Source organism: Alkalihalophilus pseudofirmus OF4, assembly GCF_000005825.2.
Taxonomy (GTDB): domain Bacteria; phylum Bacillota; class Bacilli; order Bacillales; family Bacillaceae_D; genus Alkalihalophilus; species Alkalihalophilus pseudofirmus.
In genome coordinates this window covers 2069683-2090995 of record NC_013791.2, presented here as the reverse complement: position 1 = coordinate 2090995, position 21313 = coordinate 2069683, and the positions used below count along the sequence as shown (strand labels likewise).

Here is a 21313-nt window from a genome sequence, read left to right as displayed (position 1 = left end):
TAAAAAGTTTGTACATAATCTAGTGTATATAATCGAAAGGTGGAATAAGCTATGCGTACATTTGATGTGTTTGTCATTGATCTTGAAGACGGAAAAACAAAGCTTGAGCACAAGCAGGTAACGGAAGAATTTTTAGGTGAAGGAGAAGTGACGATTGAAGTTGCTTATTCAAGCGTAAACTATAAAGATGGACTAGCCACTTTGCCAAAACAGATTATCCGAAACTATCCGTTAATTCCAGGGATTGATCTATCAGGTACTGTCATCGAATCAAAAGACGACCGTTTTAAAGAGGGGGATGAGGTCATCGCCACTAGTTATGAAATAGGCGTGTCTCATCACGGCGGCTTTAGTGAAATTGCTAGAGTACCAGCTGATTGGGTTGTTCCTTTGCCTGACGGTTTATCACTAAAAGAAGCAATGGTGCTTGGCACAGCTGGATTCACGGCAGCTTTATCTGTCCAAAAGCTAGAAGACCAGGGTATCACGCCTGAAGCTGGACCTGTTCTTGTTACAGGTGCTACAGGCGGTGTCGGCAGTGTAGCCGTTGATATTTTAGCAAAAAACGGCTATGAGGTGCATGCTAGTACAGGGAAAGAAAGTGAGCATGCCTACTTACGTGAGCTAGGTGCTGCTGAAATCTTAAATAGAGAAGATTTAACGCCAGAAGACAGAAAGCCGCTTCGAAAAGAAGTGTATGCTGCGGCAGTTGATCCCGTAGGAGGAAGAACTCTTGAACATATTTTAAGTACGCTGAAGTACGGGGGCTCTGTAGCTACAAGCGGACTGACTGGCGGTAATAAAGTAGAGACGACCGTATTCCCGTTTATCTTAAGAGGGATTAACTGGCTCGGTGTCGATTCTGTTTTCTGTCCAATGGATGTACGTAAGAAAATTTGGGACAGACTTGCATCTGATTACAAGCCAAATCATTTAACAGCAGGCATTGTCAATGAAATCACTCTAGATGAGCTGCCAGATACCTTATCTAGCATTCTAAAAGGTGAGGTACGAGGCAGAACAATTGTGAAGATGAAGTAATCCTTTGCCTAAGTCTGTTTTATTCAGGCTTAGGCTTTTAAGATCTAAGGAGGTGAGAGGATGCCTCACACCATTTTACCGCGTGAATTTTATGATCAACCGACTCTTGACTTAGCTAAAGCTCTTTTAGGAAAACTCCTTGTGCACGAAACAAGTGAAGGAATCTGTTCAGGCTATATTGTTGAAACGGAAGCTTACCGAGGGCCGGATGATCAAGCGGCACATAGTTATCAAAATTTGAGGACAAAGCGAACAGAAGTAATGTTTGGTGAAAACGGACACTGTTATGCCCATGTGATGCATACTCATTGCTTAATTAATGTCGTAAGTGGTGGAGTCGATCGGCCGGAAGGTGTACTGATCAGGGCTTTAGAGCCAGTTAGCGGGATTGATCTTATGTACAAAAGGCGAGAGAAAGCGAAACGGGACAAAGATTTGACGAGCGGCCCTGGAAAATTAACCAAGGCGCTCAACATTACCAAAGCAGATTACGGCAAGCCATTTTTTCAACCGCCGCTTTATATCGCTGAAGGAAAAGAAGTAAGTCAAATTTCGATGGGCCCTCGGATTGGAATTGATAACAGCGGGGAAGCGAAGGACTACCCTTGGCGTTTTTGGGAAACGGGTAATCCTTATGTATCTAGATAATAAACAGAGCCTCATCTAACTAATAGATGAGGCTTTGTTGTCGTTATCAGCTGCTATGACTATTCTTTTTATTATATTTCCACATCATATAACGATAGCGGATCGTACAGCCAATACAGTATCCGGAAAGAGCAAGAGCAGCAGCTAGAACAACCATACCAGACATGATGTACATGATGACTAGAAAGCCGAAGCTATAGCTGATAAAGGCCACAGCTAAACAAATCGTCGCAATCCACTGATTAAATCGCTGCTGAGCTGCATCCTCTTGTACGTATTCTCGAGCAGGCTTTTTTAAGAAAGGTGTAAATGCGCGCATGATTAGGTTGCGTCTGAAAGCAAGAGCGATGATTCCAACAATTAAAGGAACGAGAAGTAAAAGCGGGTTTACTAGCCAGCTTAATAGAACAAAAACGATAAGAAACACTTGATTAATCTGTACAAGTGGTTTCGGGATACTCATTTTAAAACCTCCAACATGTTAATAACATTGTTACTCATTCAAGTATACCAGTAAGAGTACCACATGAAAAGAAATAAACCGACTAAATAGGGCGGTTTAATGAATGGTCGTATGAATGTGGGTTACAGTATAGTCGCCGTTCCTGAAAAGTGCTTTGCTTTCCGTGGGGAGCTGGTGAGTTTCCTCGAGCTTTGGCCTGTGAGATACAGCCCTGTTCTAGTAGGCGCTCATTACCTCTCTAACATAAAGTGCCTCAAACATGGGTTACAGCAAAGTCACCGCTCCTGAACTATACTTCGCTTTTCGCAGGGAGCTGGTGAGCTTCCTCGGGCTTGGGCCCTGTGGGATCTCACCCCTGCTCTAGTCCCTGCAGAAGTCTCCGTATAGTTCATCCGCTTGGTTACTGCTTTTTGTAATTATGAAGTAGAGCGATTTAGTTAGGTTCAGTTCAAATTATAAACCGCCTTTCGTTTTCTAAATCACTGAGCAACGAACAAGTTCGATGAGGGAGCACTATACAACCTTCTTGCTCCGTTGATTGGAGCTGCAGGCGCCGACTCCAGCGGGATGCGCGTGACCAGGGAGACCCCACAGGAGCGTATAGCGACGAGGAGGCTCCCGGACCGCCCGCGGAAAGCGTGCGCCTGAAGCGGAGATCAACAGTTATGGCAGGAGGGGATTTTTCAGCTTCCTAAAAACCCCTACTGGTCTGTCGGGAATGTTACAAATGGTAATGACTTTTGCTCCAATCGAACTTCCGCCGGTGTTTCTAAGTAAATTTCCCCGTCCATATCGATTTCTTCCTTCTGTTCGATTTGTAATTCGAAGGAGTCAGTTTGGATAAAGTCGATTCCTTCCATCTCCTCAGGGAAGGTTGGAGAAGTGGCTTTACTAAATAGGTTCTTCAACAATGATAACCCTGCTTCTTTGATTAAATAGACGTCTAGCAGACCATCTGTCAGGCTTGATTTTTCATGGTATAAACTGGTTGTCCCTAAAGAATGCCCGTTCATCGCGAGTATCATCACTGCCTCGTCTTCATACACGCCATCGTTTGTTTTCATCTTATAGGAAAACGGATCTGCCTGCTGCATCGACTGCAGTGCGCTGACAAAATAGCTGAACTTTCCTATGCTTTGTTTAAGATCATCATTTGTCCCTTCAGATGCTTTTGTGATAAGTCCTATCCCAAAGAAATTAGAGAAGGCTCGGCCATTTACTGTACCTATGTCTGATTGGATCATTTTTGCCTCTTCAAAAGCTTCACATGCTGCATCTATTTTAAGTGGAATGTTCAAGGATCTAGCAAAGTCATTGCATGTGCCTGTTGGAAGAATAAAAATAGGGGGCGATTCCTTAAGCTTGATTAATCCATTTACACATTCGTGTACTGTCCCGTCACCGCCCATAATGATAATAAGATCAAATTGAGATGCACGCTCTAAACAAAAGGTTTCCGCATCTCCTTTTTTTAGTGTTTTCATTAAGGTTAATTCATTGATATAAGACTCAAGTCCTTCGACTGCTTCAGCTAGGGAGGCTTTAATATCATTGCTTCCGGCAGAGCCGTTATAGATCAGCATCGCTTTGTTATACATTTCCATCCCTCATTTCTATACTGTGTATAGTTTCCCTTATTCCCTTATTAGATGAGTTCAACACATAGGATCCGTCCTTTTTTAAATGACCAAATTTAGTATGACATTGTCTAAAATGGTTTGTTATAATACGGAAGAATACTTGGTCAGTTGACGTGAAGGAGTTTATCTAATGGATTTTACGATACAGTACTTATCATTTTTTGTGATCAATGTGGAAGGACAAGGAGAGCAAGCTAACAAGACATATAAGCATTATCAGACACTCGATCATACGTCTTATGAAAACCATGCGTTAAAAGATTTCTTAGATGGGGAATTAATGAAAGTGGCGAAGCGAAAAGTAGAACAAAATCCGAAATCAGAGCAGGTGCCGACTAAAATTGGACGCTTTGTCGTAGAACCGGGTTATGATCTGGATACTAATCCTAATTACAACCAATTTAATCGGATTCGTTTAGCCGAGACATCTGAGGATTTTAAACGCCATAGTGAGCAGCTCGTTCATGCTTATATGGATACGAGTGCGATCCGCGGCGGTGCTTTGCTTGTCATTAGAGCTAAATTGAATAAATACATGGATGACCCTTTTGTCTTTGTTTTAAAATGTGATTTTGAACAGAAGGTAGCAAGTATTACGGATGAGAAAACGTTGATTCATCATGTCAATCGTGCGATTACAACAAAGAATATGAAATCCATTCAATACCCTTATATGCCAGAAGAAGGAATGGTCGAAGAGTGGGAGCTGAAGGTTCATCAATCCTCCCATGCAAGATATTTTGAAGACTTCTTGAAATTTGTGGAATACAATAAATCAATGCCTGAACTTGTAAAGCATCAAATGATCGAAATGGCACAGCAGCATATAGCCGACACGTATCAAGAAGCAAGTCCAGAAAGAGAGCAGGAAGAAGAGTTTATTGAAGCATGGTCCAATACGCCTGTACGTGAAATGCAGGAGAAATGGACGCCCGATCAGGTGGTAGAAGCTTCTGCACCGATCATTGAGCATCAACCAGAGATTGAATTGAAGCTAAAGCTAGACCATATCGATGTGCGTGCCATGCTATCAGATTTCGGTGAATGTCTGCATATTGCTAAAGTAAACGGTAAATACGTGATTGTCATAGAAGGAGATTCATTTACGTTTGAAAAAGGCGTGTCGCCAGTAGAATTTTTGAAGCCTGATGATTTAGAGGAAGTGTTGAAGAGGGTAGGGAGATAGTTTTATATAATTAGTACGCAAGCATAGAGGCCACAGTGATCGTGTGGCTCTATGCTTTTTTATGATGTGAAAAAAACCATTTTTACGCCCCTTTAAATAGAAGGAGGACAAGAGTCTTTGCACTAACAAATTTCGAACATATGGTGGAAGTAAAGGGGGTGTAAAGATGTCAATCAGCAGAAGAAAGTTACGCAAAGCATTAAGAGTTGTAGCAAGCCTGCCTTTAATTCCACTATATCAGCCGCCGGCAGAAGGGAGCTCTGGCAGCTGCTCAAACTTCTGTTCTAACGTGTGCAGGACGCTTTATCCGTTTCAGTTTAACCAATGTTTTAATGACTGCATCAATTGCCAACAAGGCGCCGCAGAAACAGAAGAGGACTAATTAAAAGAAAAGAAGCAGGAAAAAGTTGAGGCTGACATGCCTCAATTTTTTATTTTCCTATCATTAATTTCCTATTAATTAGTGCTTATCCGATAAAGTGCTTTTTCTGTCTCTATTTTAATCTCGTTTCCATCTGAATGAAATTTGAATGATTCATCAAGAGGAATTTCAAAGTAATTATCAGGGAGCGGGGTGCGAGTTTCATCTCCATGTATGTAGCCTTCACCGTATAAAATGACTTCTTCGCTAGGCAGGTAATCATCTTGAGTGTTCTGATTTGCTGAACGAACCTCAACTGATTGTAATTCAAGTGAAATTAAATCAATATCTAATACATCTTTGCTTCCTGTCTCATGTTCACCTTTTTGAATAGAAAGAGTTTGACCGTTATGTTCATCAAGCCATTGCGTAAATTGGTCGACATTTGTGTTCATTTATATCAGCTCCTTACTTTAGTGTGTGCAACTTAGTATGGTTAAGAACCCTTTACTTTATAAGGGTGAATTCATTTCATAACAAAAAGCAATGAAAGAATGAGCCTTTGATTGCTTAATTAACCTGATTTATATTGTTCTAAACCTAAATAAAGAGATAGAAGCTGAAAATTGCTTCTATCTCATTTAACTATATTTATCTCACTTGTCCTGAACCTGAAATTTTAAGCTTTGTTGTCGTTAGAGCAGGGAGCCCCATAGGTCCGCGTGCGTGAAGCTTTTGAGTTGAGATCCCAATTTCTGCACCGTATCCTAGGGCACTTCCGTCAGTAAAGCGTGTAGAAGCATTATGGTAAACTGCTGCTGCATCCACTTGATTTAGGAATAGATCGGCTGCAGCTTGGTCCTCTGTTACAACAGCCTCAGAATGTTTCGTTCCATATTGCTCAATATGATTGACGGCTTCTGTAATGTCATCGACAATTTTCAGAGCAATATCAAGGCTTAAATATTCTTCAGCCCAATCCTTTTCTTTCGCAAGGACAGCGCCAGGGATCGTATTGACGACCTCTTGCTCACCATGAACCGTAATACTGTATTCTTTAAATGTTGAAATGAATGTTTCTTTGTGAGCTGTGAAAAACTCACGGTGAATAATTACTGTTTCAAGCGCGTTACACACAGCAGGGCGGTCTGTTTTCGCATTGATCATGATATCAAGCGCTTTTTTTAGGTCTGCTTGTTTATCGACATACACATGCACGTTTCCAACACCTGTCTCAAGCACCGGAATCGTTGCCTTACGTACAACCGTATCAATTAATGAACCGCCGCCACGAGGAATAAGCACATCAATATGTTCTTTCATCGTAAATAACTGCTCGGTTGCCTCGCGGTCTGTGCTCGCGATAAATTGAACAGCATCAACTGGTATGCTTGTTTTTTCAAGTGCTCGATGGATAACGGAGATAATTCCTTTATTAGAATTCAAGGCAGATGAACCGCCTTTTAACACGATCGCATTTCCTGATTTTAGAGCAAGCCCTGTTGCATCAACCGTTACATTTGGACGAGCTTCATAGATCATTCCGATCACACCTAGCGGAACACGCTCATTTTTAACATTCAGCCCGTTCTCAAGCGTCCATTCAGAAACGGTTTCACCTACAGGATCTTTAAGTTTAACTAGCTCGCGTAGGCCGTTTGCGAAATCTTCAATTCTTTCTTTTGTTAAGAGCAGGCGATCCATAAATGCTTGCTCATAACCTTTTTCGCGTCCAAGCTCTAAATCTTTCTCGTTCTCTTCTAAGATAGACGAATGATTGGCTTCAAGTTCATCGGCAATAATTAAAAGTGCTTCATCTTTTTGCTTTGTTGAAAGGGCAGCGAGTGATTTGCTCGCTTTTTGAGCCTTTTGTGCTTGTTCTCCTACATTAACAGTCGGTTTTGTGATGGTAGTCAATTCGATCCTCTCCTTATATCGGTTTTAGGACATAGTTACACTTGGAACACAAACAAATTCATCTTGACGAATTGCTTCACTTTTCGTCACTTTTATATCAGCAGGTATATCATTAAGTTTCAGACGTTTAATTTTACGCAGTTGTTCAGCCGAATAGTTAATAACGCCGCGGCCAACTTCCTCGCCATTCAGGTGGCGTATAACTACAACATCCCCGCAGTCAAAGTCTCCATTTACTTCACGTACGCCTTGAGGGAGGAGGTGGCTTTGTTCTTCTGTGATCGCAACTCTGGCGCCATCATCAATGATGACTTCTCCTTTAGAGCCAGAGTTAAATGCAATCCAGTGCTGAGTGACATCAAGACCGTCTTCTTTTTCATCCGGTTTGAAATATGTTCCTCTAGCTGAATGATGCACAGCATCTGAGAGAATATTCGACTTGTTCGCATCCCCGATAAACGTTTCAATGCCTGCAGCTAAAGAGATTTTCACCGCATCGATCTTAGAGCTCATTCCACCTGTACCTACATCACTGTTAGAATCTCCGGCGGCAGCCTCAATTTCAGGAGTGATTTCACGTACTTCTTCTAATAGGGTAGCTTCAGGATTCGTTTTAGGATTGTCATCATATAACCCGTCAATATCAGAAAGAATGATTAATTCATCAGCCTCGACAAGGCCGGCTACTTTTGCTGACAAGGTATCGTTATCGCCGAATTTCAGCTGTTTAATTGTAATCGTATCATTTTCATTAACAATTGGAACGACGCCGCGTTCAAGCAAGACTTGAATCGTGTTACGTGCGTTCATGTAACGCATTTGATCAGAGAAATCACTGCGCGTAATTAAAATTTGCGAGGCAATATACCCGTGAGAAATGAAGCGCTCAGAGTATGCCTCCATTAATAGACATTGTCCGATTGAAGCGGCTGCTTTTTTTCTGCAAGTTTAGTAGGGCGCTCAATTAAGCCAAGCTTCCTGTAACCTGCTGCAACAGCTCCTGAAGAAACTAATACGACCTCATGACCCTCTTCTTTAATAAGTGCGATCTCATCGACTAAACGGTCAAGTTTACGTAGGCTGATCTCACCGTTACGGCTAGTCAATGAACTGCTTCCAATTTTTACTACGATACGTTTTTTGTCTGTCAATTTCTTCACTCCAGTATATCTATAAAATTAGCTAAGTGTTTTCTCACGTACAGTTGATAATTCTTTCGTAATATCGCGAGAGCGCTTTGCTGCTCCTTTAATACATTCAATAATAATGTCTTGATAATCATTGTCTTCAAGAACATTTAATCCAGCTTCTGTTGTACCGCCTGGACTTTTTACATTTTGATATAGTTCACGAGGAGACTTATCTGTTGATTTCATTAAATCAATTGCCCCTTGCATCATCTGTAAAATGACTTCTTCTCCTAGATCTTGATCAAGGTTAAGCTCCTCAAGAGATTGCTGCATCCCTTCAACAAGATAGTACATATAAGCAGGACCGCTGCCTGCGATCGCAGTAAGGCTGTCAATATCATGTTCAGGCACTGTTTTAACCATACCGACTGATTTAAATAGTTCCTCTGCAATAGTCAGCTGATCCTTTGTCACACCATCGCCCGCTGCAATCATTGTTGCAGATGAACCAACAGCAGCTGACGTGTTTGGCATAATTCGAATCACAGGCGCATCGTGACCAAGCAATTCTGAAATATATTCAGTTGTTATACCTGCAAGAACCGATAAGAATAGTTGGTTTTCTGAAGTGAATGAACGAATTTCTTCTATTGAATCCTTCACACCAACAGGTTTCATCGCAAGAATAACAACATCTGCTTTCTTTAAAATTTCTTCTTTATTCGTACTCGTTTGTACACCATACGTTTCCTTTAAATGGTTCAGGCGGTCAAGATTTGAGCGGTTTGTCACATAGATATTCTCCGCTCGGACCATTTTTTGTTTAATCAATCCTGCAAAGATCGCTTCTGCCATCGATCCTGCACCAATAAAAGCAACATTCTGTTGTATCACGTAGTATCATCTCCACATTTCGTTTTTGGCTGTTAACCATTTAATTCTGTTGTTAGTTGATAAAGCTTAAATCTGGTCATATTCGCTTAAAAAAGCTGATTAATTAATCTCACAAGTAATAATGCTAAAGGAATTGTTCATTTGATTCAACTCGTGTAAGGCTTCATTATATGTACTGTCGCATTCTATCGCAGATTGTGAAAAACGTGAGGAATGGTAAGGTTACATATACGGCTTTATAGGAGCTGATGCTCGCGGAAGCTAAATAAACTTGAAGATTTGAGGTGAATAGTTTTAACTATTTAACAAAAAAAATCACGTTAGGCTACATACCCAAAGTGATTTGGTATTACTATTATGGAAGAATATAAGGTCCTAATTGGTTACATGGAATATCTCTGTATGTTCTAGAAGTTGAAGGAAGAGTTGCATATATGATTCTAACAGTAGTACAACAATTTTTTTTGTTTATATTAGTTAAGATGATCTCAGCAATTGTTCCAGCTCCTGCTACTGGATCACCTCCTCCGACTCTAAAGATCGCTCCATTGATTACTAACGATGTGAAGTAAACAGGAGTTTCTTTCGCAAATTGGTTACATAAGCAGGCACACGATCTCTTTTCTTTTTTCTTCTTAGATTTATGCTGAGGGTGCCCATCTTGATTTCTAGATCCGCAACCACATCCGTATTGTTTAGGTTTAATGGAATTGAAGTTATTCATATTATTTCCTCCTAATATATGTTTTTTATTTCCTTTTCATTAAGGTTACTATACTCTATGTTTTAGAGGTGAAAAGGTATAGGTTTGTGGCTAGTAAATGTAAAAACAGGCAAGATGCAGCGGTGGATTCTCTGTTTTTACTAGATTTCAGACAATCAACAGTTAATCCTGTATCTAAAAAATTACTCACCTTTCAGAAATAGTAAGATTACATATGAAGATATATATGAGCTGAAACTCTTTTTAACGAAGATGGTAAGTTCTATAGAGATGCTACTTTATGTACCATGAGCAAGAAACTATTCACTATATGTTACCTAAATTGAATGATGTTTGTTGTTGAAGTGGTGTGTACCTCAATAAAAGACAAAGACATTAAATTAAAGTTAAAAAATCTGCCAGTATAACCGGCAGATTTTTTAACTTTATAGCTCTTCATATAACACTATATTTTTACAGTCAGTTGTAAAAGTGTAATTTTGAATATTAGGGTTGTCGCCTTCACAAGGGCTTCCACCCGGACGTGAAATAATTCTAAAAGTGGCACAGCAATCTTTTATTCTAATGAGTGTAATTCGACAAATATTTAAAGGTGGACTACTGAAGAACGGATCTCTTTCATCTAGAACAAAGTTCTTATCATCAATTACTAACTTTGCTAATGCAACATTTGTTTCGCCTTTAAATTCTTTACAGAAACACCCTTCACATTTCTTCTTTTCTTTCTTCGGCTTATGGTGGTGATGATGTCTTTCAGGTGAAACAGGACCGCATCCACAACCTTCGAATTCTGAATCAAAAGAATTAAATCTACCCATTTTTATTTCCTCCTAATATAGTTAATTTCCCTTTTCATCAGGGTTACTATACTCTATGTATTTGGGGTAAAATGGTATAGGTTAGTGGCTACTAGAATGAAAAACAGGCATAATGGCTCTATGAATAGCCTACGAATGCTAGATTTTTAGACGTATATAACATGATTTGACAAATGGAATGCAGATGCCGTCAGCATCCGTCGAAATATGCGCTTACCCGGGAAATTTACATTTTCACCATGGAAATAGAGGAATGAAAGGAGTCTATCATGAAGACAAAACTTTATTATGAATCAGCTTATTTAACCCATTTTGAAGCGAAGGTAATAAAGAAAGATACAGACGAACGAGGTACTTACCTCGTATTAGATCAAACCGTCTTTTATCCAACTGGCGGGGGGCAGCCTTGTGATAGGGGGCAGCTAGATGATGTGGAAATAACATTAGTAGAAGAAGTAGAGGGAGAAATAAGACATTATGTACAATCGCCTTTACTAGAAACTGGTCAAACGGTCCACGGTCAAATAGATTGGAGCAGGAGATTTGACCATATGCAGCAGCATGCAGGCCAGCATATCCTATCAGCGGCTTTTGCTGAACTGTTTGGCTATCAAACAGTGGGATTTCATTTAGGTACAGAAGAAGTAACGATTGATTTAGAGATTCCCCAGCTGACAATAGACGAGGCGGAGAAAGTGGTCCACTATGCAAATGAAATCATCCAAGAAAACCGAGTAATCGAGGCAAGATGGGTGAGTGAGGAAGAAGCTAATCGTTATCCGCTTCGCAAAGCACTCTCAGTTAAAGGGGATATCAGGCTTGTGATTATTCCTGATTTTGATTACAACGGCTGCGGGGGCACCCATCCAAAACAGACGCTTGAGGTGCAGGGGCTATCGATTACTGGCTGGGAAAAACAGCGAAATAATATCCGTATTAGCTTTTTGTGCGGTAATCGGGTGTTTAAACAGTTCGCTCGGCACAACCAAATTCTGCAGAAACTGTCCCAAACGCTAAATGCTCAGTACATTAAATTACCTGAAAAAGCAACAAGCCTTATCGTAAAACAAAAAGAGGCGGATAAAGAGCTTGAGCAGATAAAGAGTGAGTTATTAAAGTATGAAGCAGCGGAATTATTGAATAGCTGTGAAGTAGTGAGCAATCAATCGCGATTATTTAAACGCTTCAAAAACCGTTCAATCAAGGAACTCCAGCAGCTTGCGAAAGATGTTGTCGAAGAAAATGATCAAGCTGTGGTCTTTTTTGTATCGGAAACAGCTGAAAAAACTCAACTTGTTATGGCTGTCGGAAAGGCGGTAAATTCTGTTCAAGCGAATATGATGATGAAAAAGGTACTGCCTTATCTAGATGGAAGAGGCGGTGGAAATCAACATTTTGCTCAAGGCGGAGGAAATAAAGGGGCGGACGTCGAATCATTATTTGAGCTTGTTAGAGAGTTATTCTAGAGATGAACGAGAGAGGCTGCAGCTGTAGTCTCTTTATTATGTAAAAGTTCACATTACATATCGCATCAGAAGGTATGTTCTGCTATGATAAGGAGTGGACTTTTACAGAAAGCATACTAGATAAGGCTGATAGACTGTATAGTAAGGAGATTATGATTTGATTAAACCATTACCATTTACAATATCAAAAACAGAAAATTTCTTTGATCAATTAGGTGATTATGTCGGAGATGTCTTTTATGACATCTTGCCTGAAAAGGGCTATGAGCTGCGTGATGAGCAGATATTTATGGCTTTTCAGGTGGAGCAGGCGTTTAAACAGAAGAAAACGATCTTTGCAGAGGCTGGAGTAGGGACTGGAAAGACATTTGTTTACCTCCTTTATGCGATTTGTTACGCACGCTATATGCGTAAGCCTGCAATTATTTCCTGTGCAGATGAGACGTTGATCGAGCAGTTAGTGAAAGAAGGCGGAGACATCGAGAAGCTGCAAAAGGCGTTAGGGCTTCAAGTAGATGTTCGCCTAGCAAAAGCGCGTGAGCAATATGTCTGTATGAAGAAGCTCGACCCGCTTTCTAACCAAACAGATGATGAGGATATTTTGCGTGTGCATGATGAGATTCCTAACTTTGTGTATGATCAGTCAACCTCAATGAATGCATTTAGAAGCTATGGTGACCGTAAAGAGTATCCATGGGTGCCAAATGATAAATGGGAGCAGATTGCATGGGATCCGTTGCAGCAATGTTCCACCTGTGATTGGCGTCATCGCTGCGGGCAAACGTTAAACCGTGAATATTACCGTCATGCTGGTGATTTGATCATTTGTTCACATGATTTTTATATGGAACATGTGTGGACGAAGGAGTCAAGAAAACGTGAAGGACAGCTGCCGCTATTGCCTGAGGCGAGCTGTGTCGTGTTTGATGAAGGTCATTTATTAGAATTTGCGGCTCAAAAAGCACTAACGTACCGCTTCCATTCTGAGACGTTAACAACTGTACTTACCGGTTACATGAGCCAGGATGTACGCGAGGAATCATTATTTGCGATTGAGGAGCTCCTTGCTCTTCATGATGAATGGTTTGATGTTCTTAGAGAAACGGCTAAGCAGGTAGAAGGCTCACAAAGACGTGAGGTGCCTCGTACAAAAGAAATGCAAGCTCTAGCTTCTAAAATGGATAAGCAGGTGCAGATTATTTTAGAGCAGCTTGTTTTTGATTCTGAGTTATTTGTGCTTGAAGATTATCATATTAAAATGATTGAAGAGTACTTAGAGTTCTTCTCTTACGGGTTATCGATCTTGTTAAAAGAAGACGAGGGGATTTTCTGGCTTGAAGAGAACGCAACAGAGACTTCCTTTGTTATCATGCCGCGGCTGGTTGAAGATATCTTGAAAAAAGAAGTCTTTACTCAAAACATACCGTTCGTTTTTTCTTCTGCGACATTATCGCGTAATAAAGATTTTTCATATATGTCTAACAGTCTAGGAATTGACGAGTCTCTTTCGTTCTCTGTCGAATCACCATTTGATTATGATGAACAGATGAATATCTATGGCCATATTGATCAAGATGAAGAAAAAAAATGGGAAGAGATCGGCAGTAAGCTTGTTGAAAATGGCGGCCGCTCGCTCATCCTATTTTCTTCTGTAGAAGAAATGAACCGATTTAGGAGCTTTACAGAACAACAAAACTGGTCGTTTCAAATGATCTATGAAGGTGACGGGGAAATAAGTGAAGCGGTGAAAGAGTTTCAATTCAATGAAACAACTGTCTTATGTTCGTATCATTTATGGGAGGGACTTGATGTTCCTGGGCAGTCACTAACACAAGTATTGATCTCATCCCTGCCATTCCCGCCACAAGACCCAGTATTTAAAGCGAAGCGAATGCATGCGCTAGATCCTGTTGAAGAAGTAGATGCACCGTACATGCTGCTGCGGCTTCGTCAAGGTATCGGCCGTTTGATTCGCAGCAGTGAAGACAAGGGAGCTGTCCACATCTGGATGAATCGAGCTCAAAAAGAAAAACATGAAGCAAGTATTCAAGAAGTTTTTCCTGTATCACTGAACTGGAAATAAACCATATTGGAAGCCGTGCGTAAATAATCGCACGGTTTTTCTCACAAAAGTGTTGACAGCGAATACAATAGCGAGTAAGATTATCTTAAATTCAAGACAATCGCACCGACAGACAAAGTCGGTTAATTATTCAACTAATATCTTAAATTCAAAACACTTTGTCTTAAGATATTTTATTTTAGAATAATATCTTGAATTTAAGATAGTGTGTAAGATGGATGGAAAATGGTAACAGTAAAGCAAGTAAAGGTTGCTTATCTCAGTTTACCGACTGATCACATAAATAAAATATGCTGAGGTGAGATGGATGGGATTTTTAGAAAAATTATTCGGGAAACCAACCCAAAAGGAGAATGAAACGATGTCAAACGTAAAAGTAGCAATCATTTATTACAGTTCAACAGGTACTAACTACAAGATGGCGAAGTGGGCAGAAGAGGGAGCAAAAGCACAAGGAGCAGAAGTGAAACTAGTTAAGATTCCTGAGCTTGCTCCCCAAGCAGCGATCGATTCAAATCCAGCGTGGAAAGCTCATGTAGAGGAAACAAAGGACGTACCTGAAGTAACGCTTGATGATCTAGAGTGGGCAGATGCATTTATCTTCAGCGTACCTACACGCTTCGGTAACATTCCTGGCCAAGTAAAACAATTCCTTGATACAACTGGCGGACTTTGGTTTAACGGGAAGCTTGTTAATAAAGTAGCAAGTGCAATGAGTTCGGCTCAAAATGCACATGGTGGACAAGAGGCTACGATCTTAGCACTTTATACTACGATGCATCACTGGGGAACGATTGTGGCATCACCAGGTTACTCAGATCCAGTAACATTCGCATCAGGCGGGAATCCATACGGTACAAGTGTAACTGTTGACCAAGATGGAAACATGAAAGAAGACGTAGAAGAAGCAGTAAAATACCAAGCAAAACGTACAATTGACATTGCTTCACGTATTAAAAGAGGAAATGAGTAAGAAGAAGCAAAAGAAGCTGTCCCGAGGGGGCAGCTTCTTTGTTTGGATTTGGTCAAGTGACGCAATTGTCCTGGCAATTGATACAATTCTTTTTAAGCATGACGCATATAGTGGGTGAACAGACGCAATGGATTGAGATAAGCGCAATTATGTTCGCAATGGACGCAATAACCCAAAACAAGTGCGCCATCAACTTGCAGATAGACGCATAAATCGCTTCAAATTATACAATCCCAGCCTAGACTACATCACACACAAACGACTATTCTTCATTAGATGGTCTAGTCGTTTGGAAAGGAAGTGTCTCCCAGAAACTTGTGTCGACTGTATCAATCGAACCATCAGCAATGGCTTTTACTGTTGAATCTAGTGTATTAACCGTTTGTCTGATTAAGTAGCCGTTACTTTTTTGACCAAGAACAGCTGTCGGATTCGTATGATCACTCATCCCGCGCATTTCAAATAATAGTGTAGCGATGTCATAACGCAATGCGATTCCGTTACGGCCGATATTGTCGCCGCTGCCACCATTATACTTGCCAAGATGTCCCCAGCCTTTTGATTCAATTTCATGGAAGACAACCGCGCCTAGTTTCTTAGAATCCTCCACAATAGCAGGATCTACATTTGGATTTGTAGGGTAAAGTATAGAACCTGATACAAGCTTTCCATCACGCTCGCTTTGAGTGCCTTGGTGGTGAAGGTCAATTAAGTAATCGATTTCATATTTTTCAAATACGTTTTCATAGAGAGCACGAGCTTCTGGCTCCATTTCATCGATTGGCTTGTTATGCTCACGGTTTAAATCAATATTATTTGCATTCGTACGTGTTAAGTGGCGGTCTCCACTTGCAATATAATCATCGGTAGAGAAGTTTACATCACCCATAGCCCCGTCCGCATTCAACATTGGAATGATTAAAATGTTTACGTTATCTAAAACAGAGCTTGTCTTGCCTGTCCCTAAATGCTTAATGAATTCCATTGCGCCCTCAGTCGTTAACTGCTCATTTCCATGCTGCTGGGTTAAGAATAGGATGGTAGGATTTTCTTCATTTGAAATATATTTGGCCATATAAATGTCACGGCCTTTAACTGTTTCACCAATAACTTCAAGCTCCATTGCTTGTTGTCTTTGTTCTTGCTTCTCTAAGTAATCAACTAATTCTTCATATGTAGTAAGGATGGAAGTTTGAATGGATTCATTCCCATTATAGTTTGGACCATTTCCCACCGCTCCAACAGGAAGGCCTGCCGTTGTCAGTGCACCAAACGTCATAACACCTGATAAGGATAATGCTAGCATTGTCTTTGTGATCTTTTTCATTCATTTTCCTCCTCTAAAGAAATGTGGGTAACTTACTAAAAATAACTATATTTTAATAATAAAGAAAAGTGAATAATCTGTGAATAAGGAAGAAAGACTGTTTTGGGAATCGAAATATTAGGGAGGATAGAACTATTAGTGTGAGGTTATCTATCAAGGCTTGATTCAAAAGTTTGGGATAAGTAGATAAAAGATTCCTATATTATGAGTATACTAATATATTTATGATGAATGCAGGTGGGAAAGGGCTTTCTCGAATGAAAAAGAACTAGAATCTATTGTTTCCAATAATGGCTAGCGCTGTAGAAGAGGTTTTTTTGTCATCACTCGTGAATATAGTAGATACATAAGAAAACAACCTAAAAGTGGTGATGCTCATGTTTATTGAAACCATAAAACGACCAGAATTATTAGAAGCCATTATTCATAGTATTGATGAAGCCATTCATGTGGTAGATGCAAGTGGGATCACGATTTTTTATAATGACAGGGCAGCCCAGAATGATGGAATCTCCATACATGATGCCCTCGGAAAACATGTGCTTGATATTTTTCCATCGTTAAATAAAGAAAACAGCACCTTACTCAAGGTCATTGAAAGCGGCCAGCCTATCTATCAGCAGCATCAATCGTTCACAAACATACGGGGGAAGCTTATAGATACCGTGAATACAACGGTTCCGATCTATTCTGGAACAAAATTAATTGGTGCGGTCGAGATTGCCAAAGACCTTTCTACAGTCAAACAGCTCTCACAAAAATTAATCGACCTGCAGTCAAGTGTGGTGAGTCAGCAAAAACCAAGTCTGACCACAGGTGCCACCTATACATGGGATGATCTTATTACACAAGATGCGCAGATGTTGAAAATGATTGAGCGAGCCAAAAAAGCGGCAGCCACTTCTTCACCTATTATGGTCTATGGCGAAACAGGGACAGGGAAAGAACTGGTTGTCCATTCCATTCATCAATCTTCAAAAAGAGCCAAGGAATCACTGATTGCTCAAAACTGCGCTTCACTGCCATCCACGCTTTTAGAGAGTATGTTATTTGGAACGAAGAAGGGATCCTACACAGGAGCAGTGGACCGGGCGGGTTTAATTGAACTAGCACATGGGGGGACCTTATTTCTAGATGAATTAAATACGATGCCGCTTGATTTTCAAAGTAAATTATTGCGTGTATTAGAAGATGGAGTGATTAGAAGACTCGGAGGCTCACAAAGCTATCAAACGGACGTACGCTTTGTTGTCGCACTGAATGAGCATCCTCATGTATGTATGGAAAAAGGGATCCTTAGACGGGATCTTTATTATAGATTGAATGTATGCTTGCTTGAGATTCCACCTTTACGCGAAAGAAAAGCTGATATACCCTTGTTAATGGAGCATTTTAGAAAGAAATATAATTATACGTTTCAAAAGCTTGTTACTCATATTGACGAAGATGTATTAGAGCTTTCTAGCAGGTACTACTGGCCCGGAAATGTGCGAGAACTTGAGCATGTTGTTGAATACGCGATGATGATGACAGAAGGAGATGCGATTCAGCTAGACCATCTCCCAGCTTATCTAAAACAAGAGTTGATGAATCATTCAAGCGTAAAACGAGAGCAGCCAGAGAGAAAGCGTTCATTGCGTAAAACGCTTGAGGAGACCGAGCGAACGTTAATTAAAGAAGCGATTCAAGATGCAAAAGGAAATGTCTTGCAAGCAGCCAAACGGCTTGAGATACCAAGACAAACACTTCAATACAAGCTGCAAAAATTACACATTACGTACGAGGAGGGCAGAACATGACAGAAACTGTGCAAAAACCTTCATTTACAATGGAGCTTACAAAAGATGATTTTAATAAGCGGCTTAGAGTGGAATCGTTTAGAGGCAATGTAGACGACGTCGCAGCCTTTCTTTTAACAGAGGCCAATTCAGGGAACTATGAAAAGGTGATTGTTCAATCTGCCGCTAGCCAATGGCAGGCATTTCTCAGGCAGGGGTTTGAATTAGAAGGTGTGCTAGAAGGATTTTTTAATGGAAGTGATGCGCATGTGATGACCTTTTATACAACAGACGCAAGGAGAACAAGTTCAGCTTGGCAAGAAGAGCAAGATATTTTAAAAGCGGTTCAACAGAAATATGTAAAGCCCCATCTAAATGATCTTCCACTATTATACCAATTGCGAAAAGCGACAGAAGTGGATGCAGAAGCATTGGCCCATCTATATAAAACGGTGTTTCCTGTATATCCCACGCCGATGGATCAGCCAGAATATGTCCGCAAAATGATGGCGGGCGGCAGTCTTTTCTGTGTGACCGAGTATGAAGGAACGATTATCAGTGCCGCGTCGGCTGATGTAAATGAAACCTTTCATCATGCTGAACTTACGGATTGTGCAACCTTGCCAGAGCATAGAGCACACGGGTTGATGAAGCATCTGCTCTTAAAGCTAGAAGAGGAGCTGAGGGAAAAAGGTATTTACTGTGCCTTCTCCCTTGCTCGTGCAAAATCATTTGGGATCAATGATGCCTTTTTCCAGCTAAGCTATTCGTACGGGGGCAGGCTGACGAATAATTGCTACATTTTTGAGGATCTAGAGGATATGAATATTTGGGTAAAGGATCTATCACAAAATTAATACCTGTTACAAAACGAGCTGCCAATAATTAGTCGAGTGCTGATTATTAGGCAGCTTTTTTTGGGGTGGTTTTCCTTATAGAGTGCCAGAAAATCGGCAGTTTTTTTCATTCAAGTAAGACCCAGCCCATTTCTTTTACGTCTCGGTAAAACCAAAAACGTTGATAAACCAGCCTTGGGTGCCCAATTTAGGCAAAAGAGGAACAATTGGCACGTTCCTTGCTTTTATTATTAGGGAGTAGATAAAGGGGGAGATCATATGTGGATGGATTTATACAAACCTGATCGTCATTGGAAAGAGATTTCTTTATGGAAAGATGTCACAGATGAGCAGTGGAACGACTGGATTTGGCAGCTCACCAACACCATTCGTACGTTAGATGACTTAAAGCAAGTAATCAATCTGACGCCTGAAGAAGAAGAGGGCGTGCGTATTTCGACAAAAACGATTCCTTTAAATATTACTCCTTACTATGCTTCCTTAATGAATCCAGATGATCCGAGATGTCCGATTCGAATGCAGTCGGTGCCGATTGGAGAAGAAATTTACAAAACGAAATACGATATGGAAGATCCGTTAGAAGAAGATGAGGATTCTCCTGTTGCGGGCCTTACGCACCGCTATCCAGATCGAGTGTTATTCCTTGTAACCAATCAATGCTCGATGTATTGCCGCTACTGTACACGCCGCAGGTTCTCCGGACAGATTGGGATGGGGGTTCCGAAAAAGCAATTAGACGGGGCGATTGACTATATTAAAAACACACCTGAGGTTCGTGATGTTTTAATTTCTGGCGGTGACGGACTATTAATTAATGACACGATTCTAGAATATATTTTAAAGAATTTGCGCGCTATTCCGCATGTAGAAATCATTCGCATCGGTACCCGTGCACCGGTTGTATTCCCGCAGCGAATAACTGAAAATTTGTGCAATATTTTAAAGAAATACCACCCAGTCTGGCTGAACACCCATTTTAATACGTCGATTGAGATTACTGAAGAGTCAAAGAATGCCTGTGAAATGCTTGTCAATTCAGGCGTGCCTGTTGGAAACCAAGCTGTTATTCTTGCTGGCATTAATGACAGTGTGCCAATTATGAAAAAGCTATGCCAGGATCTTGTGAAAATTAGAGTAAGACCGTATTACATTTATCAATGCGACTTATCAGAAGGGATCGGGCATTTTAGAGCGCCGGTATCAAAAGGACTTGAAATTATTGAAGGCTTAAGGGGGCATACCTCTGGCTACAGTGTACCAACCTTTGTTGTCGATGCTCCGCATGGCGGCGGGAAAATCACCTTGCAGCCAAATTATATGATCTCTCAAAGTCCCGATAAAGTGGTGCTTCGTAACTTTGAAGGCGTAATTACAACCTATCCAGAGCCGGAAAATTATACAGCAGGTACAGCTGATGAGTACTTTAACGGCGTATATCCAGATACGGCTCTAAAGCATACAGATGTGGGCGTTGCTTCTCTGTTAAACGACAGTCAGCCAACATTAACACCAAAATCATTAAAGCGTTATGAGCGTCGCGTGGCATATCAGTCAACTGCTGAACATACAACTTTAAAAGATAAACGTGAAAAGCGTGACCAGCTGAAAGAAAAGAAGTACCAAGCAGAATTAAAAAAGAATGCGTCGAAAGAGGAGCCACCAGAACAACCGGAGAGTAAAGAGAAGGAGGCGTAACGGATGCAATGTGTTTGGTGCGAGGAGGAGAGCGCAAAAGAAACGACATCTAGTGTGTATTGGGAGCTTCCAGACGGCACAAGGGCGATTGAAATAACCGACACTCCGACCATTGAGTGTACGGAGTGCGGGATGATGTATCAGGATGATCAATTAATTGAAGAACTTGAAGACCACCTTGTATTAATCAATATCAAAAATGTACCGAACTGTATCTCTTATAAAGCACTTATGGCAGAGCCGAAACTGTTAAAACGTAATTACTTCCGTTTTTAAAAATGGCAGCAGCAACGAGTGTGCGGAGGGGTGGGG

Annotated in this window: 19 protein-coding genes and 1 pseudogene; 11 read left to right on the top strand and 9 right to left on the bottom strand. The window is 40.7% G+C overall.

Annotated elements, in window-relative coordinates:
• The first annotated feature begins 51 nt into the window (after positions 1–51).
• A complete protein-coding gene (locus BPOF4_RS10535) occupies positions 52–1041 on the top strand; it encodes an NADPH:quinone oxidoreductase family protein (protein WP_012959144.1) in 990 nt (329 codons plus the stop codon).
• Between the two features lie 60 nt (positions 1042–1101).
• Positions 1102–1689: a DNA-3-methyladenine glycosylase gene (locus BPOF4_RS10530; RefSeq protein ID WP_012959143.1), complete on the top strand. Its 588-nt coding sequence runs from the start codon at positions 1102–1104 to the stop codon at positions 1687–1689.
• A gap of 46 nt (positions 1690–1735) precedes the next feature.
• Here BPOF4_RS10530 and BPOF4_RS10525 read toward each other — a convergent pair whose 3' ends face one another.
• Positions 1736–2152: a DUF4395 domain-containing protein gene (locus BPOF4_RS10525; protein WP_012959142.1), complete on the bottom strand. Its 417-nt coding sequence runs from the start codon at positions 2150–2152 to the stop codon at positions 1736–1738.
• 701 nt (positions 2153–2853) lie between these two features.
• On the bottom strand, positions 2854–3750 hold the full coding sequence (locus BPOF4_RS10520; RefSeq protein WP_012959141.1) for a diacylglycerol/lipid kinase family protein: 897 nt from the start codon (positions 3748–3750) through the stop codon (positions 2854–2856).
• 172 nt (positions 3751–3922) lie between these two features.
• Between BPOF4_RS10520 and BPOF4_RS10515 the strand changes: the two genes are divergently transcribed.
• The gene (locus tag BPOF4_RS10515) at positions 3923–4978 is read left to right on the top strand and encodes a DUF3900 domain-containing protein (RefSeq protein WP_012959140.1); all 1056 of its coding nucleotides are present in this window, start codon (positions 3923–3925) and stop codon (positions 4976–4978) included.
• Positions 4979–5144: 166 nt separating this feature from the next.
• The gene (locus BPOF4_RS10510) at positions 5145–5360 is read left to right on the top strand and encodes a hypothetical protein (RefSeq protein ID WP_012959139.1); all 216 of its coding nucleotides are present in this window, start codon (positions 5145–5147) and stop codon (positions 5358–5360) included.
• A gap of 74 nt (positions 5361–5434) precedes the next feature.
• Here the strand turns inward: BPOF4_RS10510 and ymzB are convergent, their stop codons facing one another.
• The 6 genes and pseudogenes from ymzB to BPOF4_RS10480 all read right to left on the bottom strand — a co-directional run bounded on the left by ymzB (position 5435) and on the right by BPOF4_RS10480 (position 10822).
• A complete protein-coding gene (gene ymzB / locus BPOF4_RS10505) occupies positions 5435–5794 on the bottom strand; it encodes a protein YmzB (protein WP_012959138.1) in 360 nt (119 codons plus the stop codon).
• Positions 5795–5990: 196 nt separating this feature from the next.
• Positions 5991–7256, bottom strand: a complete 1266-nt coding sequence (locus BPOF4_RS10500; RefSeq protein WP_012959137.1) for a glutamate-5-semialdehyde dehydrogenase — start codon at positions 7254–7256, stop codon at positions 5991–5993.
• Positions 7257–7280: 24 nt separating this feature from the next.
• A pseudogene (gene proB / locus BPOF4_RS10495) lies at positions 7281–8407 on the bottom strand (glutamate 5-kinase).
• Positions 8408–8434: 27 nt separating this feature from the next.
• Positions 8435–9280, bottom strand: coding sequence for a pyrroline-5-carboxylate reductase (gene proC, locus BPOF4_RS10490; protein WP_012959136.1), 846 nt, complete (start codon positions 9278–9280; stop codon positions 8435–8437).
• A 355-nt stretch (positions 9281–9635) separates the two neighbouring features.
• Positions 9636–10004 carry a hypothetical protein gene (locus tag BPOF4_RS10485; RefSeq protein ID WP_012959135.1) on the bottom strand — a complete coding sequence of 123 codons (369 nt, stop codon included), beginning with the start codon at positions 10002–10004 and terminating at the stop codon, positions 9636–9638.
• Between the two features lie 425 nt (positions 10005–10429).
• Complete coding sequence (locus BPOF4_RS10480; RefSeq protein WP_012959134.1) at positions 10430–10822, bottom strand: hypothetical protein; 393 nt, start codon at positions 10820–10822, stop codon at positions 10430–10432.
• 269 nt (positions 10823–11091) lie between these two features.
• On the opposite strand from BPOF4_RS10480, the gene BPOF4_RS10475 reads away from it, so the two are divergent.
• The 3 genes from BPOF4_RS10475 (at position 11092) to wrbA (ending at position 15344) form a co-directional block, all read left to right on the top strand.
• On the top strand, positions 11092–12288 hold the full coding sequence (locus BPOF4_RS10475) for an alanyl-tRNA editing protein (RefSeq protein WP_012959133.1): 1197 nt from the start codon (positions 11092–11094) through the stop codon (positions 12286–12288).
• Positions 12289–12445: 157 nt separating this feature from the next.
• On the top strand, positions 12446–14371 hold the full coding sequence (locus BPOF4_RS10470) for an ATP-dependent DNA helicase (RefSeq protein ID WP_012959132.1): 1926 nt from the start codon (positions 12446–12448) through the stop codon (positions 14369–14371).
• A 307-nt stretch (positions 14372–14678) separates the two neighbouring features.
• The gene (gene wrbA, locus BPOF4_RS10465) at positions 14679–15344 is read left to right on the top strand and encodes an NAD(P)H:quinone oxidoreductase (protein WP_022627892.1); all 666 of its coding nucleotides are present in this window, start codon (positions 14679–14681) and stop codon (positions 15342–15344) included.
• Between the two features lie 262 nt (positions 15345–15606).
• Here wrbA and BPOF4_RS10460 read toward each other — a convergent pair whose 3' ends face one another.
• A complete protein-coding gene (locus tag BPOF4_RS10460; protein WP_012959129.1) occupies positions 15607–16671 on the bottom strand; it encodes a M14 family zinc carboxypeptidase in 1065 nt (354 codons plus the stop codon).
• A gap of 377 nt (positions 16672–17048) precedes the next feature.
• On the opposite strand from BPOF4_RS10460, the gene BPOF4_RS10455 reads away from it, so the two are divergent.
• The 4 genes from BPOF4_RS10455 (at position 17049) to BPOF4_RS10440 (ending at position 21277) form a co-directional block, all read left to right on the top strand.
• A complete protein-coding gene (locus tag BPOF4_RS10455; RefSeq protein ID WP_012959128.1) occupies positions 17049–18470 on the top strand; it encodes a sigma-54 interaction domain-containing protein in 1422 nt (473 codons plus the stop codon).
• Complete coding sequence (gene ablB / locus BPOF4_RS10450) at positions 18467–19306, top strand: putative beta-lysine N-acetyltransferase (RefSeq protein ID WP_012959127.1); 840 nt, start codon at positions 18467–18469, stop codon at positions 19304–19306. The genes BPOF4_RS10455 and ablB overlap by 4 nt, the downstream gene beginning before the upstream one ends.
• A gap of 258 nt (positions 19307–19564) precedes the next feature.
• Complete coding sequence (kamA, locus tag BPOF4_RS10445; protein ID WP_012959126.1) at positions 19565–21001, top strand: lysine 2,3-aminomutase; 1437 nt, start codon at positions 19565–19567, stop codon at positions 20999–21001.
• 3 nt (positions 21002–21004) lie between these two features.
• Positions 21005–21277, top strand: coding sequence for a YokU family protein (locus BPOF4_RS10440; RefSeq protein ID WP_012959125.1), 273 nt, complete (start codon positions 21005–21007; stop codon positions 21275–21277).
• The last annotated feature ends 36 nt before the right edge of the window (positions 21278–21313 follow it).

Bases quoted from the DNA above. Each gene is read 5' to 3' on its own strand.
- BPOF4_RS10520 (WP_012959141.1), bottom strand. From the start codon at position 3,750: ATGTATAACAAAGCGATGCTGATCTATAACGGCTCTGCCGGAAGCAAT.
- BPOF4_RS10480 (WP_012959134.1), bottom strand. From the start codon at position 10,822: ATGGGTAGATTTAATTCTTTTGATTCAGAATTCGAAGGTTGTGGATGC.
- BPOF4_RS10525 (WP_012959142.1), bottom strand. From the start codon at position 2,152: ATGAGTATCCCGAAACCACTTGTACAGATTAATCAAGTGTTTCTTATC.
- BPOF4_RS10510 (WP_012959139.1), top strand. From the start codon at position 5,145: ATGTCAATCAGCAGAAGAAAGTTACGCAAAGCATTAAGAGTTGTAGCA.
- wrbA (WP_022627892.1), top strand. From the start codon at position 14,679: ATGGGATTTTTAGAAAAATTATTCGGGAAACCAACCCAAAAGGAGAAT.
- BPOF4_RS10455 (WP_012959128.1), top strand. From the start codon at position 17,049: ATGTTTATTGAAACCATAAAACGACCAGAATTATTAGAAGCCATTATT.
- BPOF4_RS10535 (WP_012959144.1), top strand. From the start codon at position 52: ATGCGTACATTTGATGTGTTTGTCATTGATCTTGAAGACGGAAAAACA.
- BPOF4_RS10475 (WP_012959133.1), top strand. From the start codon at position 11,092: ATGAAGACAAAACTTTATTATGAATCAGCTTATTTAACCCATTTTGAA.
- BPOF4_RS10440 (WP_012959125.1), top strand. From the start codon at position 21,005: ATGCAATGTGTTTGGTGCGAGGAGGAGAGCGCAAAAGAAACGACATCT.
- BPOF4_RS10460 (WP_012959129.1), bottom strand. From the start codon at position 16,671: ATGAAAAAGATCACAAAGACAATGCTAGCATTATCCTTATCAGGTGTT.
- BPOF4_RS10485 (WP_012959135.1), bottom strand. From the start codon at position 10,004: ATGAATAACTTCAATTCCATTAAACCTAAACAATACGGATGTGGTTGC.
- kamA (WP_012959126.1), top strand. From the start codon at position 19,565: ATGTGGATGGATTTATACAAACCTGATCGTCATTGGAAAGAGATTTCT.
- BPOF4_RS10515 (WP_012959140.1), top strand. From the start codon at position 3,923: ATGGATTTTACGATACAGTACTTATCATTTTTTGTGATCAATGTGGAA.
- ablB (WP_012959127.1), top strand. From the start codon at position 18,467: ATGACAGAAACTGTGCAAAAACCTTCATTTACAATGGAGCTTACAAAA.
- ymzB (WP_012959138.1), bottom strand. From the start codon at position 5,794: ATGAACACAAATGTCGACCAATTTACGCAATGGCTTGATGAACATAAC.
- BPOF4_RS10530 (WP_012959143.1), top strand. From the start codon at position 1,102: ATGCCTCACACCATTTTACCGCGTGAATTTTATGATCAACCGACTCTT.